At 61.9% G+C, this 15,157-nt stretch carries 12 protein-coding genes and 1 pseudogene; 4 read left to right on the plus strand and 9 right to left on the minus strand.

Going from position 1 to position 15,157, the window contains the following annotated elements; translation table 11 throughout:
• Positions 1-30: 30 nt before the first annotated feature.
• From fdhA to HX855_RS16220, 8 genes are all read right to left on the minus strand, one after another.
• Entirely contained in the window at positions 31-1,230 is a 1,200-nt protein-coding gene (gene fdhA / locus HX855_RS16185; protein ID WP_177087101.1) for a formaldehyde dehydrogenase, glutathione-independent, read from the minus strand.
• Positions 1,231-1,413: 183 nt separating this feature from the next.
• Complete coding sequence (purU, locus tag HX855_RS16190; RefSeq protein WP_177087099.1) at positions 1,414-2,271, minus strand: formyltetrahydrofolate deformylase; 858 nt, start codon at positions 2,269-2,271, stop codon at positions 1,414-1,416.
• Positions 2,272-2,420: 149 nt separating this feature from the next.
• Positions 2,421-3,053, minus strand: coding sequence for a sarcosine oxidase subunit gamma (locus tag HX855_RS16195; RefSeq protein WP_177087097.1), 633 nt, complete (start codon positions 3,051-3,053; stop codon positions 2,421-2,423).
• A gap of 140 nt (positions 3,054-3,193) precedes the next feature.
• A complete protein-coding gene (locus HX855_RS16200; RefSeq protein WP_177087094.1) occupies positions 3,194-6,211 on the minus strand; it encodes a sarcosine oxidase subunit alpha in 3,018 nt (1,005 codons plus the stop codon).
• Positions 6,208-6,510: a sarcosine oxidase subunit delta gene (locus HX855_RS16205; RefSeq protein WP_010167494.1), complete on the minus strand. Its 303-nt coding sequence runs from the start codon at positions 6,508-6,510 to the stop codon at positions 6,208-6,210. Before HX855_RS16205 ends, HX855_RS16200 begins: the two co-directional genes overlap by 4 nt.
• 15 nt (positions 6,511-6,525) lie before the next feature.
• A complete protein-coding gene (locus HX855_RS16210) occupies positions 6,526-7,776 on the minus strand; it encodes a sarcosine oxidase subunit beta (protein ID WP_003209185.1) in 1,251 nt (416 codons plus the stop codon).
• A gap of 22 nt (positions 7,777-7,798) precedes the next feature.
• Positions 7,799-9,052 carry a serine hydroxymethyltransferase gene (glyA, locus tag HX855_RS16215; RefSeq protein ID WP_177087092.1) on the minus strand — a complete coding sequence of 418 codons (1,254 nt, stop codon included), beginning with the start codon at positions 9,050-9,052 and terminating at the stop codon, positions 7,799-7,801.
• 257 nt (positions 9,053-9,309) lie between these two features.
• Complete coding sequence (locus HX855_RS16220) at positions 9,310-10,038, minus strand: TraX family protein (protein WP_177087090.1); 729 nt, start codon at positions 10,036-10,038, stop codon at positions 9,310-9,312.
• Positions 10,039-10,128: 90 nt separating this feature from the next.
• On the opposite strand from HX855_RS16220, the gene HX855_RS16225 reads away from it, so the two are divergent.
• The 4 genes and pseudogenes from HX855_RS16225 (at position 10,129) to HX855_RS16240 (ending at position 13,944) form a co-directional block, all read left to right on the plus strand.
• Complete coding sequence (locus HX855_RS16225; RefSeq protein WP_010167499.1) at positions 10,129-11,169, plus strand: low specificity L-threonine aldolase; 1,041 nt, start codon at positions 10,129-10,131, stop codon at positions 11,167-11,169.
• A gap of 147 nt (positions 11,170-11,316) precedes the next feature.
• Positions 11,317-12,770, plus strand: a pseudogene (locus HX855_RS16230) (purine-cytosine permease family protein).
• The gene (locus tag HX855_RS16235) at positions 12,767-13,585 is read left to right on the plus strand and encodes a nitrilase family protein (protein WP_177087088.1); all 819 of its coding nucleotides are present in this window, start codon (positions 12,767-12,769) and stop codon (positions 13,583-13,585) included. Before HX855_RS16230 ends, HX855_RS16235 begins: the two are co-directional and overlap by 4 nt.
• Before the next feature lie 158 nt (positions 13,586-13,743).
• Positions 13,744-13,944: a hypothetical protein gene (locus HX855_RS16240; RefSeq protein ID WP_177087086.1), complete on the plus strand. Its 201-nt coding sequence runs from the start codon at positions 13,744-13,746 to the stop codon at positions 13,942-13,944.
• Between the two features lie 55 nt (positions 13,945-13,999).
• On the opposite strand, the gene gbcB is transcribed toward HX855_RS16240, so the two are convergent.
• Positions 14,000-15,100, minus strand: a complete 1,101-nt coding sequence (gene gbcB, locus HX855_RS16245) for a glycine-betaine demethylase subunit GbcB (protein ID WP_177087084.1) — start codon at positions 15,098-15,100, stop codon at positions 14,000-14,002.
• Between the last annotated feature and the right edge of the window lie 57 nt (positions 15,101-15,157).

A 15,157-nucleotide genomic window follows, 5' to 3' on the forward strand; every position in this document is an offset into this window, starting at 1 on the left:
TCCGTGAAGAACCTTTTTTTTACCCGCGATTTACGCCGCGCTGAACATCTTGTGCGGATCAATCACAAACTTCTTCGGCACACCCGCATCGAACTCGCCGTAACCCCGTGGCGCGTCATCCAGGCTGATGACTTCAACGCCCACAATGTCGGCAATCTTGATCCGGTCCCACATGATCGCCTGCATCAGTTGGCGGTTGTACTTCATCACGGGCGTCTGCCCGGTGTGGAAGCTGTGGGATTTGGCCCAGCCCAGGCCAAAACGAATGCTCAGGCTGCCCATTTTCGCGGCGGCGTCCACAGCACCCGGGTCTTCGGTCACGTACAGGCCCGGGATGCCGATTTTGCCGGCCACCCGTACCACGCCCATCAACGAGTTGAGCACGGTCGCCGGGGCTTCGTGCTTGACGCCGTCATGCCCGTGTCCGCGGGCTTCAAAGCCCACGGCATCCACCGCGCAATCCACTTCCGGTTCGCCCAACAGCGCGGCGATTTGCTCATGCAGCGGCGTGTCTTTGGACAGATCGGCAATTTCAAACCCCTGGGCCTTGGCGTGGGCCAAGCGGATCGGGTTCACGTCACCGATGATCACCACCGCCGCGCCCAACAGGCGAGCCGAAGCCGCAGCGGCCAGGCCGACAGGACCGGCACCGGCCACGTAGACGGTGCTGCCCGGGCCAACACCGGCCGTCACGGCGCCGTGATAACCGGTGGGCAGGATGTCGGAGAGGCACGTCAGGTCACGGATTTTCTCCATGGCGCGGTCGCGGTCCGGCAGTTTCAGCAGGTTGAAGTCGGCGTACGGCACCAGTGCGTATTCGGCCTGGCCGCCGGTCCAGTCGCCCATGTCGACGTAACCGTAAGCCCCGCCCGGGCGCGCCGGGTTGACGCTCAGGCACACGCCGGTGTGCATTTCCTTGCAGGAGCGGCAACGGCCGCACGCCACGTTGAACGGCACCGACACCAGGTCGCCGATCTTCAGGTTCTCGACGTCACTGCCCTTCTCGATCACTTCACCGGTGATTTCATGCCCCAGGACCAGGCCGGTCTGGGCGGTGGTACGGCCACGCACCATGTGTTGGTCGGAGCCGCAGATGTTGGTGGAGACCACGCGCAGGATGACGCCGTGCTCAATCTTCCTGCCACGGGGGTCCTGCATTTTGGGATAGTCGATTTTCTGTACTTCGACCTTGCCGTTGCCGAGATACACGACACCACGATTACCAGACATGCTTTCACCTCGCTGTTGTTTTTATGGAACCGCGTTGCCCAGGCAGGCAGCGCGTTAAAGTGCTCGGGTACAGATGCTGTTTTTGCGTTGTTGCTGATGGCCTCATCGCGGGCAAGCCCGGCTCCCACATTTTGATTTGTGAACACATTCAAATGTGGGAGCTGGCTTGCCTGCGATAGCGATCTATAGAACGACCGTCCGATTGGCGTTCAAAAACACCCGCCGCTCAATGTGATACCCCACGGCCCGGGCCAACGTCAGGCCTTCGATATCCCGTCCCTTGGCAATCAAGTCTTCCGGGTAGTGACTGTGGTCCACCACCTCCACGCCCTGGGCGATGATCGGGCCTTCATCCAAATCGTTGTTGATGTAATGCGCGGTGGCGCCCACCAGTTTCACGCCCTTGTTGTACGCCTGGTGGTACGGCTTGGCGCCTTTGAAACCGGGCAACAGGGAGTGATGGATGTTGATGGCTTTACCGTCGAGCTTGCGGCACAGCTCCGGCGACAGCACTTGCATGTAGCGCGCAAGGATCACCAGTTCAGCGCCCGACTCTTCAATCACCTGCCACACCTGGCGCTCCTGGGACGGCTTGTCGTTGGGGTCCAGGGGAAAGTGGTAGTAGGGAATCTGGTGCCAGTCGGCCAAGGGTTTGAGGTCGGGGTGGTTGGAGACCACGGCAACCACGTCCATCGACAGTTGGCCGATGCGCTGGCGGTAGAGCAGGTCGTTGAGGCAGTGATCGGCCTTGGAGACCATGATCACCACTTTCGGCCGGTAGTTCGGCGCAGTCAGCTCGAAGATCATCCCGAAGGCTTCACCGCGGGCGGCCAGGCCATCGCGGAAGGCTTGTTCGTCGAAACCGTCGGGCTGGCGGAACTCCACGCGGATGAAGAACCGGCCCGAGAGCCGATCATCAAAGGAGTGGTGTTCGGTGACGTAGCAGCCCTGCTCGAACAGATAGCGGGTCACCGCGTCCACCGTGCCGAGCACGCTGGGGCAGTCGGCGGTCAAAATCCATGTGTCGGGTACGCGGCTCATTGCGGGTAACTCCTCAAGCATCTGCAGCAATGCTGCTTACTGTAGGAGCGAGCTTGCTCGCGAAAAACACAAGAACAGCGCGTTCATCCAGAATGCACGCGTCATCGTTAGCGTTCTTCGCGAGCAAGCTCGCTCCTACAGGGGTCATGTCAGGCTTCAACGGCCAGGCCGTATTCGGCGGCGGCATCCTGCAACCACAGCCACCAGTAATCCGAGAAGCTGCGGCGAATCACCAGTTCCCAGGTGTCTTCAGCGGTGTGGCGGATCACCAGTTGTGACTTGGCGAACACCGTGCCCACCGCCTTGCCCACCGGGAAACTGTCGGGGTGCACGTCATAGCTGGTGGATTTCATCAGCACGTCCCGCACGTTCGGGCCGCTGAGTTCGAGGATCTGCTGGCCGCCGCTGACATTGACGATCTGGATATGCAACTCACCCAGCGCTTCGCGCAAGCTTTTCTCCGCGGCAAATTCTTCACCGCTTGGCACCACCAGCAACCACTCATCGGGGCCTAGCCATTGCAGGCTGGTTTCACCCTTGACGATGACTTGCAACGCGCCGGGCAACTCGATACCCAGGGCTTTGTGCACGCCGGCGGCGAAGGCCGCGTCATGGCCATCGCCACGAAGGGTCAGGTGGCCCAGCAATTTCTTTTCACGCACGGTCACGCCGGCGTTCTTGCGGCCCTTGCCCACCAGGCTCCCGAGGTCGGCATGGTGCAGCGACGACTCGGCCTTGGCGCCGGAGGTGGGGCGTTGTTGGTAAACATTGGCTGCTGTCATAAAGCACCTGTTTGAATTCTGTAGGTCTTGCAGTGACTGTTCCGGCCTCATCGCGGGCAAGCCCGGCTCCCACATTTTGCTGGGTGAACCCATTCAAAATGTGGGAGCTGGCTTGCCTGCGATGCAGGCGACTCGGTCTGTCAGATATTTTGACGCTCGCCTTTCGGGTCAAAGAACACCGAAGACACAATCTCCGCTTCGATCACGCTGCCATCTGCCAGCGGTGCAAACACCCGCTCGCCGATGCGCTTCAAGCCGCCCTTCACCACACCCATGGCAAACGAATAGCCGAGGGAGTTGTGGGCATAACTGGAGGTGACGTGACCGACCATCTTCATCGGGATCGTCTGCTTGGCGTCGAACACCAGTTGCGCGCCTTCCGGCAACCACACGTTCGGGTCAATCGGCTTCAGGCCCACCAGTTGCTTGCGGTCTTCACGCACGCAATCTTCGCGATTCATCCCGCGCCAGCCGAGCCACGAGAACGGTTTGGTACGGCCTACGCACCAGCCCATGTTCAGGTCGTCCGGGGTCATCGAGCCGTCGGTGTCCTGGCCGACGATGATGAAGCCCTTCTCGGCCCGCAGCACGTGCATGGTCTCGGTGCCGTACGGGGTCAGGTTGTATTGCTTGCCGGCCTCGACGATTTTTTCGAGCACGCCCATGGCGTAGTCGGCCTGCACGTTGACTTCGTACGACAGCTCACCGGTAAACGAAATCCGGAACACCCGCGCCGGTACGCCGCCCACCAAACCTTCTTTCCAGGTCATGAACGGGAAGCCGTCCTTGTCCAGGTCGATGTCGGTGACTTCGCTCAGCAGCTTGCGGCTGTTGGGGCCGGACAGGGTCATGGTCGCCCAGTGGTCGGTGACCGAGGTGAAGTACACCTTGAGGTCTGGCCACTCGGTCTGCTGGTAGATTTCCAGCCACTGGAGTACGCGCGCCGCGCCGCCGGTGGTGGTGGTCATCAGGAAGTGGTTGTCGGCGAGGCAGGCGGTGACGCCGTCGTCGAAGACCATCCCGTCTTCCTTGCACATCAGGCCGTAGCGGGCCTTGCCCACGTCGAGCTTGGTCCAGGCGTTGCTGTAGATGCGGTTGAGGAATTCGCGGGCATCCGGACCCTGGATGTCGATCTTGCCGAGGGTGGACGCATCCAGCAGGCCGACGCTGTCGCGCACGGCCAGGCATTCGCGTTTTACCGCAGCGTGCAGGTCTTCACCGTTGCGCGGGAAGTACCACGGGCGTTTCCACTGGCCAACGTCTTCAAACTCGGCGCCGTTCTTCACGTGCCAGGCTTGCAGCGCGGTGTAGCGTACCGGCTCGAAGATGTGCCCACAGTGACGGCCCGCTACCGCGCCGAAAGTCACTGGCGTGTAGTTGGGGCGGAACATGGTGGTACCCATCTGCGGGATGGTCACGTTCAGCGAACGGGCCGCGATGGCCAGGCCGTTGACGTTACCGAGCTTGCCCTGGTCGGTGCCGAAGCCCAGTGCGGTGTAGCGTTTGACGTGTTCCACCGACTCGAAACCTTCGCGGGTGGCAAGTTCGATGGCGGCAGCGGTGACGTCGTTTTGCAGGTCGACAAATTGCTTCGGCGCCCGTGCAGTGGCTTTTTCGTGGGGCACCTGGAACAGCGCCAGTGTTGGCTCTTCCAGACGGCTCAAGGCTTTTGGCAGCGTACCTTCCACCGGTGCAAACCCGGCTTCGCTGGCCGCGCGCACGCCGCCCTCAAAACCGTCGGCCAGGGAATCGCCGAGGCCATAGACGCCGTTGATCCCACCCACGCACACACGTTTCTGCGGTGCTTCGCCCGGCACAAAACCGAGGATGTCTTCACGCCAGGTCGGCTTGCCACCCAGGTGCGAGGCCAGGTGAACCACCGGGCTGTAGCCGCCGGAACTGGCCACCAGGTCGCAGTCCAGCCACTCACCGGGGCTGGTGACTTTGTGGGCCTTGACGTCGATGGCGGCCACGCGGGCACCGGTGACGTGCTTGCTGCCACGGGCTTCGATCACGGCGCTGCCGGTGAGGATGCGAATACCTTTGGCGCGCGCTTCTTCAACCAGCGCGCCACGCGGGTTATGGCGGGCATCGGCCACAGCCACCACGGCGAGACCGGCGTCAAACCAGTCCAGCGCAACGCGGTAGGCGTGGTCGTTGTTGGTCGACAGCACCAGCTTCTTGCCCGGAGCCACGCCGTAGCGGCGCACGTACGTGGAGACCGCGCCCGCCAGCATGTTGCCCGGCACGTCGTTGTTGCCATACACCAGCGGGCGCTCGCACGCGCCGGTGGCCAACACGACACGCTTGGCACGGATGCGGTGGATACGCTGACGCACCTGGCCGATCGGGGCGCGGTCACCGAGGTGATCGGTGAGGCGCTCGTGAATGGTCAGGAAGTTATGGTCGTGGTAGCCGTTGACGGTGGCGCGGGGCAGCAGCACCACATCGTGCAGGGCTTTGAGTTCAGCAATGACGCTGGCAACCCATTCGGCCGCCGGCTTGCCATCGAGGCTTTCGCGGGAATCCAGCAAGGAGCCGCCGAATTCTTCCTGCTCGTCCGCGATGATCACCCGGGCGCCACTGCGGGCAGCCGCCAATGCAGCGGACAGGCCGGCAGGGCCGGCGCCCACAATCAGCACGTCGCAGTGACGGTTCATGTAGTCGTAGGTGTCCGGGTCGTTCTCGGTCGGCGAGCGGCCAAGGCCGGCAGCCTTGCGGATGTACTTCTCGTACGTCATCCAGAACGATTGCGGGTACATGAAGGTTTTGTAGTAGAAGCCCGGCGGCATCAGCTTGCCGCCGACCTTGCCGAGAATGCCCATCATGTCGTTGTTCACGCTCGGCCAGCCGTTGGTGCTGGTGGCGACCAGGCCCTGATACAGCGCCTGTTGCGTGGCGCGCACGTTGGGGATCTGCGTGGCTTCGGTGGCGCCGATCTGCAGCACCGCGTTCGGCTCTTCAGCGCCTGCGGCGAAAATGCCGCGCGGGCGGGAATACTTGAAGCTGCGACCGATGATGTCGACGCCGTTGGCCAGCAGTGCAGCGGCCAGGGTGTCGCCTTCAAAGCCTTTGTAGCTCTGGCCGTTGAAGCTGAAGCTCAGCACTTTGTTGCGGTCGATGCGGCCACCGTTGGACAGGCGATTGATCTGGCTCATACCTTCTCTCCAGAGGCCTTGGCGGTGAATTGTGGCTTCTCACCGATCTTGTAGGTTTCAAGAATTTCGTAGGTCACGGTGTCGCGGGTCGCGTTGAAATACTGGCGGCAACCGGCGGCGTGAATCCACAGTTCGTGGTGCAGCCCACGCGGGTTATCGCGAAAGAACATGTAGTCGCCCCACTGCTCGTCGGTGCAGGTGTTCGGGTCCAGCGGGCGCGGGATGTGCGCTTGGCCGGAGGCGTGGAATTCCTCTTCGGAGCGCAGTTCGCCACAGTGAGGACAGAAGATATGCAACATAGGAAATTTCTCCTGTTAGTGGGCGACGGCCGCAGCGCCGTGTTCGTCGATCAGCGCACCGTTGTGGAAACGGTCGATGGAGAAAGGTGCAGCCAATGGGTGCATTTCACCCTTGGCCAGGCTGGCGGCAAATACGTTGCCTGAGCCCGGAGTCGCTTTAAAACCACCGGTGCCCCAACCGCAGTTGAAGAACATGTTCGGGACCGGGGTCTTGGAGATGATCGGGCACGCGTCCGGCGTGGTGTCGACGATGCCGCCCCACTGGCGGTTCATGCGCACGCGGGACAGCACCGGGAACATCTCGACGATGGCCTGGATGGTGTGTTCAATCACCGGGTACGAGCCGCGCTGGCCGTAGCCGTTGTAGCCGTCGATACCGGCGCCGATCACCAGGTCGCCCTTGTCGGACTGGCTGATGTAACCGTGCACGGCGTTGGACATGATCACGCTGTCGATAATTGGCTTGATCGGTTCCGACACCAACGCTTGCAGCGGGTGGGATTCGATCGGCAGGCGAAAGCCCGCCAGCGAAGCCATGTGTCCGGAGTTACCCGCCGTCACCACACCGACGCGCTTGGCGCCGATGAAGCCCTTGTTGGTTTCCACGCCGATGCACACACCGTTTTCCTTACGGAAACCGATGACTTCGGTCTGCTGGATCAGGTCCACGCCCAGTGCGTCGGCGGCGCGGGCAAAGCCCCAGGCCACGGCATCGTGACGGGCCACGCCGCCGCGACGTTGCACGGTGGCGCCCATGACCGGGTAGCGGGTGTTTTTCGAGCAGTCGAGGTACGGGATCTCGTCGGCCACTTGCTTGGCGTTGAGCAACTCGCCGTCCACGCCATTGAGGCGGTTGGCGCTGACGCGACGCTCGGAATCACGGATGTCTTGCAGGGTGTGACACAGGTTGTAGACGCCACGCTGGGAGAACATCACGTTGTAGTTAAGGTCCTGGGACAGGCCTTCCCAGAGTTTCATCGCGTGCTCGTACAGGTGCGCCGACTCGTCCCACAGGTAGTTGGAACGCACGATGGTGGTGTTGCGCGCGGTGTTACCGCCGCCCAGCCAGCCTTTCTCGACCACGGCCACGTTGGTGATGCCGTGTTCCTTGGCCAAATAGTAAGCCGTCGCCAGACCATGCCCGCCGCCGCCGACGATGACCACGTCGTAGACCTTTTTAGGGGTCGGCGTGCGCCACATTTTCTGCCAGTTTTCGTGGTGGCTGAGTGAGTGCTTGAAGAGGCCGAAGCCCGAGTAGCGTTGCATAGTCATTACTCCAAAACCGCGCTCAGCGATAAACCGGGAAATCAGCGCACAGGGCGGCCACATGCTTGGCGACGTTGGCCTCCACATCGGCGTCGCCGAGGTTGTCGAGGATGTCGCAGATCCAGCCGGCCAGTTCCAGGCATTGGGTCACTTTGAAGCCACGCGTGGTCACCGCCGGGGTGCCGATGCGCAGGCCCGAGGTCACGAACGGCGACTGCGGGTCGTTGGGCACGGCGTTCTTGTTGACGGTGATGTGGGCGCGGCCGAGGGCAGCGTCTGCCTCTTTGCCGGTGAGGCCCTGACGAATCAGGCTGACCAGGAACAAGTGGTTATCGGTGCCGCCGGACACTACATCGTAGCCGCGTTTGATAAACACGCCGGCCATGGCCTGGGCGTTGTCGATCACTTGCTGTTGATAAGCCTTGAAACCCGGCTCCTGGGCTTCCTTGAAGCACACCGCCTTGCCGGCGATCACGTGCATCAGCGGGCCGCCCTGGGCACCAGGGAATACTGCAGAGTTGAGTTTCTTTTCAATTTCTTCGTTGGCCTTGGCCAAAATCAGCCCGCCACGTGGGCCGCGCAGGGTCTTGTGGGTCGTGGTGGTGACCACGTCGGCGTAAGGCAGCGGGTTCGGGTACAGACCCGCGGCCACCAGGCCGGCAACGTGGGCCATGTCGACGAACAGCAGCGCACCGACCTTGTCGGCGATCTGGCGAAAGCGCGGGAAATCCAGGGTCTTGGAGTAGGCGGAGAAACCGGCCACCACCATCTTCGGCTTGTGCTCCACGGCCAGGCGCTCGACTTCGTCGTAGTCAATCAGGCCAGTGGCGGTGTCGATGCCGTATTGCACCGCGTTGTACAGCTTGCCCGAGGACGAGACTTTGGCGCCGTGGGTCAGGTGGCCACCGTGGGCCAGGCTCATGCCGAGAATGGTGTCACCGGCGTTCAACAGCGCCAGGTACACCGCGCTGTTGGCGGACGAGCCGGAGTGCGGCTGCACGTTGGCGTAATCGGCGCCGAACAGCTGCTTGGCGCGTTCGATGGCCAGCACTTCAACCTTGTCCACGTGCTCGCAGCCACCGTAGTAGCGCTTGCCCGGATAGCCTTCGGCGTATTTGTTGGTGAGGCCGCTGCCTTGGGCTTCCATGACGCGCTTGCTGGTGTAGTTCTCTGACGCGATCAGCTCGATATGATCTTCCTGGCGCTGCTCCTCGGCATTCATGGCCGCCAGCAGTGCATCGTCATAACCCTGGATCTGGTCTTGCTTGCTGAACATCGCGTCTCTCCCAGCGGCGGCGGTGCGCCAATCGTATTGTTGGGGCCGCCGCACGATGGAGGGGCCCTTTGATGCGATGGTAGGGCTGGCGCAGAGAGACCAAATGCCTATGGACGCCACGCAAAGGTGCGTTTACGACATGGCCCCGGCATTTGTAGGAGCGAGCTTGCTCGCGAAAAACCTGAGGGCGCCGCGCGCATCCAGACAGCCCTCGTTATCGTTGACGTTTTTCGCGAGCAAGCTCGCGCCTACAAGGGTTAGGCGATGATCTTGCGCACGAGTAGCAGCAGCAGGAAATGCGCCGGATAAAGCGCATACGCCCAGCGCCGCATGGCCGGTGGCGACACGGCCCGGGCATGTCGCAACAAGACCAGTCCGGCCAGTGGCGCAATCAGACAAGCGGCCAACCCCAGCATCGCCACCGGCGTGCCGCTATTGAGCAGGATCTGCCACTGATTGGCAGCCAGGCACACCACCCCCGGCAACACGCTGAAATACCATGGCCGGCGAAACACCAGCAACATCGCCAGCGGCAGCAGCACACCAAAGAAACCGAACATCAGTTGCGCCGAAAACACCCCCGCCGCAACCAGCGCGATCAACGCCAATCCTCGATCAATGACCGCCTTCTGCTGCCATCCCCGGGCAACCAGCAAACCCAGCGCCAGGGTCGGCAGTACGTTCAGCGTATCGGCGTCGTCAATAAACATCCGGTACGGCACTTCACTGATCACGCTGAACAGCAGCAGCCAGGCCAAATAACGCCACTGGCCGGTCACCGGCGCCTCCCGAACCCGGTGCAGGTTCGCCGCAATCGCCAGGCAGAACCACGGGAACGCCAGGCGCCCCGGCACATACAGCCAGTCCAGGCTCAAACCGACATAACGCAAATGGTCCAGCACCATACTCAGCAGCGCCAGCCACTTGAGCAGGTCCAGGGCGCCATCGCGGACGCGGCTTACAGGAAGGTGTTCAGAACCGTGCATAATTCCCCAGTGACTTTGCATTAACAGCGCGTGCGCCCGCCCGACAATCTTGGGTAAAGTGCGCACCAACATCGACCACAGGACAGGGCCATGACTGACAAGAGCCAACAATTCGCCAGCGACAACTATTCCGGCATCTGCCCGGAAGCCTGGGCCGCCATGGAACTCGCCAACCAGGGCCATCAACGCGCCTACGGCGATGATGAATGGACCCACCGCGCCGCCGACGGTTTCCGCAAATTATTCGAAACCGACTGCGAAGTGTTCTTCGCCTTCAACGGCACCGCCGCCAACTCCCTGGCCCTGTCTTCACTGTGCCAGAGCTACCATAGCGTGATTTGCTCGGAAACCGCCCACGTCGAAACCGACGAATGCGGCGCGCCGGAGTTTTTCTCCAACGGTTCCAAACTGCTCACCGCCCGCACCGAGAACGGCAAGCTGACCCCGGAGTCGATCCGCGAGATCGCCCTCAAGCGCCAGGATATTCACTATCCAAAACCCCGCGTCGTGACCCTGACCCAGGCCACTGAAGTGGGCAGCGTATACACCCCGGAAGAAATCCGCGCCATCAGCGTCACCTGCAAGGAACTGGGGCTGAACCTGCACATGGACGGCGCGCGCTTCTCCAACGCCTGCGCATTCCTGGGCTGCTCGCCTGCCGACCTGACCTGGAAAGCCGGCGTCGACGTGCTGTGCTTTGGCGGCACCAAGAACGGCATGGCCGTGGGCGAAGCGATCCTGTTCTTCAACCACAAGCTGGCTGAAGACTTCGACTACCGCTGCAAACAGGCCGGGCAGCTTGCATCAAAGATGCGCTTCCTGTCGGCCCCATGGGTCGGCCTGCTGGAAAACGACGCCTGGCTCAAACACGCCCGCCACGCCAACCACTGCGCGCAGTTGCTCAGCAGCCTGGTAGCCGATATTCCGGGGGTTGAGCTAATGTTCCCGGTGCAGGCCAACGGCGTGTTCCTGCAATTGTCCGAGCCGGCGATTGCCGCGCTGACGGCCAAGGGCTGGCGGTTCTACACCTTCATCGGTAAAGGCGGCGCGCGCTTCATGTGTGCGTGGGATACCGAGGAAGAGCGCGTGCGCGAACTGGCAGCGGATATCCGCGAAGTCATGTCCGCATAAGCGCCCGCTGGAAAAGGGCGCCGCGTCACGGCCGGCGCCCTGATCAGTTCAGAAATTCCTGAAGTAAGTATTTGCCCATCCCGATTCAATTCCCCTCCCCGTTATCCGATGCTGGCGCCTCAACTAATAAAAACCGACGGCTAGCCTATGACCTCGCTCCCTACCACGGCGGACGCACCCGCTTCCACGGGCCTGAAAATCGAAACCCGCTCCATCGATTACGTCCCGCGCAATGAACGCCACGGCAAGGTCTGGCACCAGGGGCCGTTCTGGTTCACCGGCAATTTTGTCCTCACCACCATGGTCACCGGCTTCACCGGCGCCGCCCTGGGGCTGAGCATGGTGTATTCGATCCTGGCGATTGTGATCGGCGTGTGCCTGGGCACCTTTGCCATGGCCTTCCACGCCAACCAGGGCCCGCGCATGGGCTTGCCGCAGATGATTCAGTCCCGGGCCCAATTCGGTTTACGCGGAGCGATCGTGCCGTTTATCGCGGTGATTTTCGTGTACATCGGCTTCAACGTGTTCAACGTGATCCTTGCCACCGACGCCATCAACACCGTACTGCCGGGCAGCCGGGCAGCCGGGCGCCGTGGTACGCCCTGATGATCATCCTCGCGGTGGTGATCGCGGTGATCGGCCACGACCTGTTGCACACCGTGCAACGCTGGCTGACCTACGTGATGATCAGTGTGTTCGCCGTGCTCACGGTGGCGGCCTTGATGAGCCTTACCGCCGATGCGGCGGTAGCCAATGCGCACTTCTCCTGGTCGGCGTTTTTGATTCAGCTCTCCGCTGCCGCCGGTTATCAGATCAGCTACGCGGTGTATGTGTCCGACTACTCGCGCTACCTGCCGCATAAAACCTCATCGCGCAGCGTGATTTTCTGGACCTACCTGGGCGCGGCCGGCTCGGCATTGTGGCTGATGTCCCTGGGCGCATTCCTGGCCTCCGCCCTGCCCTCGCCCGACGCCATCGGCAGCGTGCGCGCCGTGGGCAACCAGGTCATTCCGGGGTTCGGCACCTTCACCGTGCTGATCGCCGTGCCCGCGCTGATCGGCATCATGGCGGTCAACTGCTACGGCGCGATGCTCACCGGCATCAGTGCGATCGACGGCTTTGTGAAGATCCAGCCGCGCCTCAAGAGCCGGGTGATTGGTATTGGCCTGGTGGCGGCCGTGATTTTCATGATCACCCTGAGCATTCCCGAAAGTTACCTGGCCAGTTTCAACACCTTTGTCCTGCTGATGCTGTACTTCCTGGTGCCGTGGACGGCGGTGAACCTCGCGGATTTCTACCTGGTACGCAAAGGCAAATATGCCATCAGCGACATCTTCAACCCCGCCGGCATCTACGGCCAATGGGGCAGTGCCGGTCTGGTTGCGTACTGCCTAGGGCTGGTGTCGATGGTGCCGTTCATGTCCCTGAGCTTCTATGAAGGCCCTGCCGCCGTGGCATTGGGCGGCGCCGACGTGGCGTTCGTCATCGGGCTGGCGGTTTCTGCAGTGATCTATTGCGTGATGAGCCGCAACCTGGACCACGAGGCCGAACGACGCGCCATCGTGGCCAGCGAGGCGATGCTGGAAGGCAGCAGCCGATGAGCACGGTAAGGGTTGTATGCCAGCAACTGGCGCCACGGATTGCCGACGCCGACTACAACCGCCGGCTCAGCGCCGAGGCTATTCGCGATGCCGCGGCGCTCGGCGCGCAGGTCGTGGTGTTACCGGAGTTGATGCAAAGCGGCTACGTGTTCCATGACCGCCAGGAGGCGTTTGACGTATCAGAGCCCCTGGACGGGCCCACCCTTAACCTGTGGAAAACCCTGGCGAGCGAACTGGGCATCATCGTCGTGGCGGGGTTTTGCGAACGGCTGGATGACGGCCAGGTGGCCAATAGCGCCGCGCTGGTAGAACCCGGAGGCCGACTGACGGTGTACCGCAAGGCGCACCTGTGGGATCGCGAAAAGCTGATATTTACCCCCGGCGCAGAACCGCCGCCCGTGGTGGAAACTGCCGTTGGGCGCATCGCCGTCATGATTTGTTATGACCTGGAACTGCCCGAGTGGGTGCGCTTGCCCGCACTGGCCGGTGCCGACCTGCTATGCGCCCCAGTGAACTGGCCGGATGCACCGCGCCCTGCCGGCGAGCGGCCGGGGGAAATCGTGCGGGTGCAGGCAAATGCGGCGGTCAACCGGATATTCATCGCCGCCTGCGACCGCCACGGCGAAGAACGGGGCGTGGGCTGGGTAGGCGGCTCGGTAATTGTCGACGCCGATGGTTATCCACAGGCTGGCGCCGTTTCTTGCCAACAGCAACAGCGGCTGGTGGCCGACCTGCAACTGACGCAGGCCAGCAACAAACACATCAGCGAGCACAACCACGTACACCAGGACCGCCGGCCAACGCTGTACGGATAATGGCGGATTGCCGAGACTGTTTTTTGATATTTCTGACAGCAACCAACCTGACTTTCTTTGACTAGCCTCTTGGAACCCGAAAGGAAAAGGCCGCCTTTCGGGACTCACCGCCTGCCGAACAATCGGCCGGAAACGGAAATCCAGCAGAGGGCAACACCATGGAAGCACATCGCTACGGCAACAACCTGCAAGGTGACGGCACCATCAACACCACCGTCATCGACTGGGACGAGTTCAGGAAAACCGTGAAAGTCGGAGACACCATCAGCGAACAGACACGGACCTTGACCGTCACCGATAAAGTCTATGAATTGACAGCATCAGGCCAGCACTTCGTCATCCATGTCTACGTCCAATAACCCCTGACCGATCGTTCCCACGCGCGTGGGAACGATCACTATGCAGTCCGTGGGGTTAGAACTCGATACGCACGTCGCCCTTCGGCACGCTGCAGCACGACAGGATGTAACCCTCGGCTTCGTCTTCCTCGGTGATCCCGCCGTTGTGGTCCATCTCGACCTCCCCGCCCAGCTTCATCACCTTGCAGGTGCCGCAAATCCCCATGCCGCAGGCTTTCGGAATCAGCAGGCCCAGTTTGGCCGCCGCGGCGTGCACGGTCTCGCCCGGTGCCACGCGGATGCTTTTGCCCGAGGCAATGAATTCCACCTGATGCAAATCCGCCAGGTCGATTTCCGGCGCATCCGCCGCTTGCTCGGCTTGTTCCACCGCGTCGGCACGCGCTTCCGGCGGCGTCGCACCGAAGGATTCTTCGTGGTAACGGCTCATGTCGAAGCCGGCGGCTTCCAGCAGGCGCTTGACCGCGTTCATGTAGGGCGTAGGGCCGCAGCAGAAAACTTCCCGCTCCAGGAAGTCCGGCACCATCAGTTCCAGCATCTTGTGGTTCAGGTAGCCGCGATAACCGGCCCAAGGCTCGCCCAGGCCGTGTTTCTCGCAGATCAGGTGCAGGCTGAAGTTATCAATCCGCGACGCCATGTGCTCCAGCTCGCGGTGGTAGATGATGTCTTTGGGCGAGCGGGCGCTGTGGATAAATGTCATGTCGACGTTGGCGTTGGTGTCGTAATACCAGCGTGCCATGGACATCACCGGTGTAATGCCGACGCCGCCGCTCAGGTACAGGACTTTCGGGTTGCTGAAGTCGATGGCGTTGAACAGCCCGACCGGCCCGTGCACCGCCAGCTCCTGACCTTCGTGCAAGGTGTCGTGCAGCCAGTTGGATACCTTGCCGCCGGGCACACGCTTGATGGTCACCGAAAAGCTGTAAGGCACCGACGGTGAACTGGAAATGGTGTACGAGCGCATGATCGGCTGGCCTTCGATTTCCAGCTCCAGGGTGACGAACTGCCCGGGCTTGAAAAAGAACAGGATCGGCTGGTCGGCCATAAAGCAAAAGGTGCGCACGTCCCAGGTTTCCTGGATGACTTTGACGCAACGGACGATGTGCCGACCATTGGCCCAGGTCTGGGTAGTGACCGGATTCAGGAAGCTGTTGGACATGCTGTTCTCCACTGCCGTAGTTCGGCTTTATGGTGGCGATTCTGCGTAACGCGAGAA

It is taken from the genome of Pseudomonas sp. IPO3778, assembly GCF_013386825.1.
Taxonomy (GTDB): domain Bacteria; phylum Pseudomonadota; class Gammaproteobacteria; order Pseudomonadales; family Pseudomonadaceae; genus Aquipseudomonas.

What these genes read in the sequence shown, in the direction of transcription:
- fdhA (WP_177087101.1), bottom strand. Translation starts at nt 1,230, where the DNA reads ATGTCTGGTAATCGTGGTGTCGTGTATCTCGGCAACGGCAAGGTCGAA.
- purU (WP_177087099.1), bottom strand. Translation starts at nt 2,271, where the DNA reads ATGAGCCGCGTACCCGACACATGGATTTTGACCGCCGACTGCCCCAGC.
- HX855_RS16195 (WP_177087097.1), bottom strand. Translation starts at nt 3,053, where the DNA reads ATGACAGCAGCCAATGTTTACCAACAACGCCCCACCTCCGGCGCCAAG.
- HX855_RS16200 (WP_177087094.1), bottom strand. Translation starts at nt 6,211, where the DNA reads ATGAGCCAGATCAATCGCCTGTCCAACGGTGGCCGCATCGACCGCAAC.
- HX855_RS16205 (WP_010167494.1), bottom strand. Translation starts at nt 6,510, where the DNA reads ATGTTGCATATCTTCTGTCCTCACTGTGGCGAACTGCGCTCCGAAGAG.
- HX855_RS16210 (WP_003209185.1), bottom strand. Translation starts at nt 7,776, where the DNA reads ATGCAACGCTACTCGGGCTTCGGCCTCTTCAAGCACTCACTCAGCCAC.
- glyA (WP_177087092.1), bottom strand. Translation starts at nt 9,052, where the DNA reads ATGTTCAGCAAGCAAGACCAGATCCAGGGTTATGACGATGCACTGCTG.
- HX855_RS16220 (WP_177087090.1), bottom strand. Translation starts at nt 10,038, where the DNA reads ATGCACGGTTCTGAACACCTTCCTGTAAGCCGCGTCCGCGATGGCGCC.
- HX855_RS16225 (WP_010167499.1), top strand. Translation starts at nt 10,129, where the DNA reads ATGACTGACAAGAGCCAACAATTCGCCAGCGACAACTATTCCGGCATC.
- HX855_RS16235 (WP_177087088.1), top strand. Translation starts at nt 12,767, where the DNA reads ATGAGCACGGTAAGGGTTGTATGCCAGCAACTGGCGCCACGGATTGCC.
- HX855_RS16240 (WP_177087086.1), top strand. Translation starts at nt 13,744, where the DNA reads ATGGAAGCACATCGCTACGGCAACAACCTGCAAGGTGACGGCACCATC.
- gbcB (WP_177087084.1), bottom strand. Translation starts at nt 15,100, where the DNA reads ATGTCCAACAGCTTCCTGAATCCGGTCACTACCCAGACCTGGGCCAAT.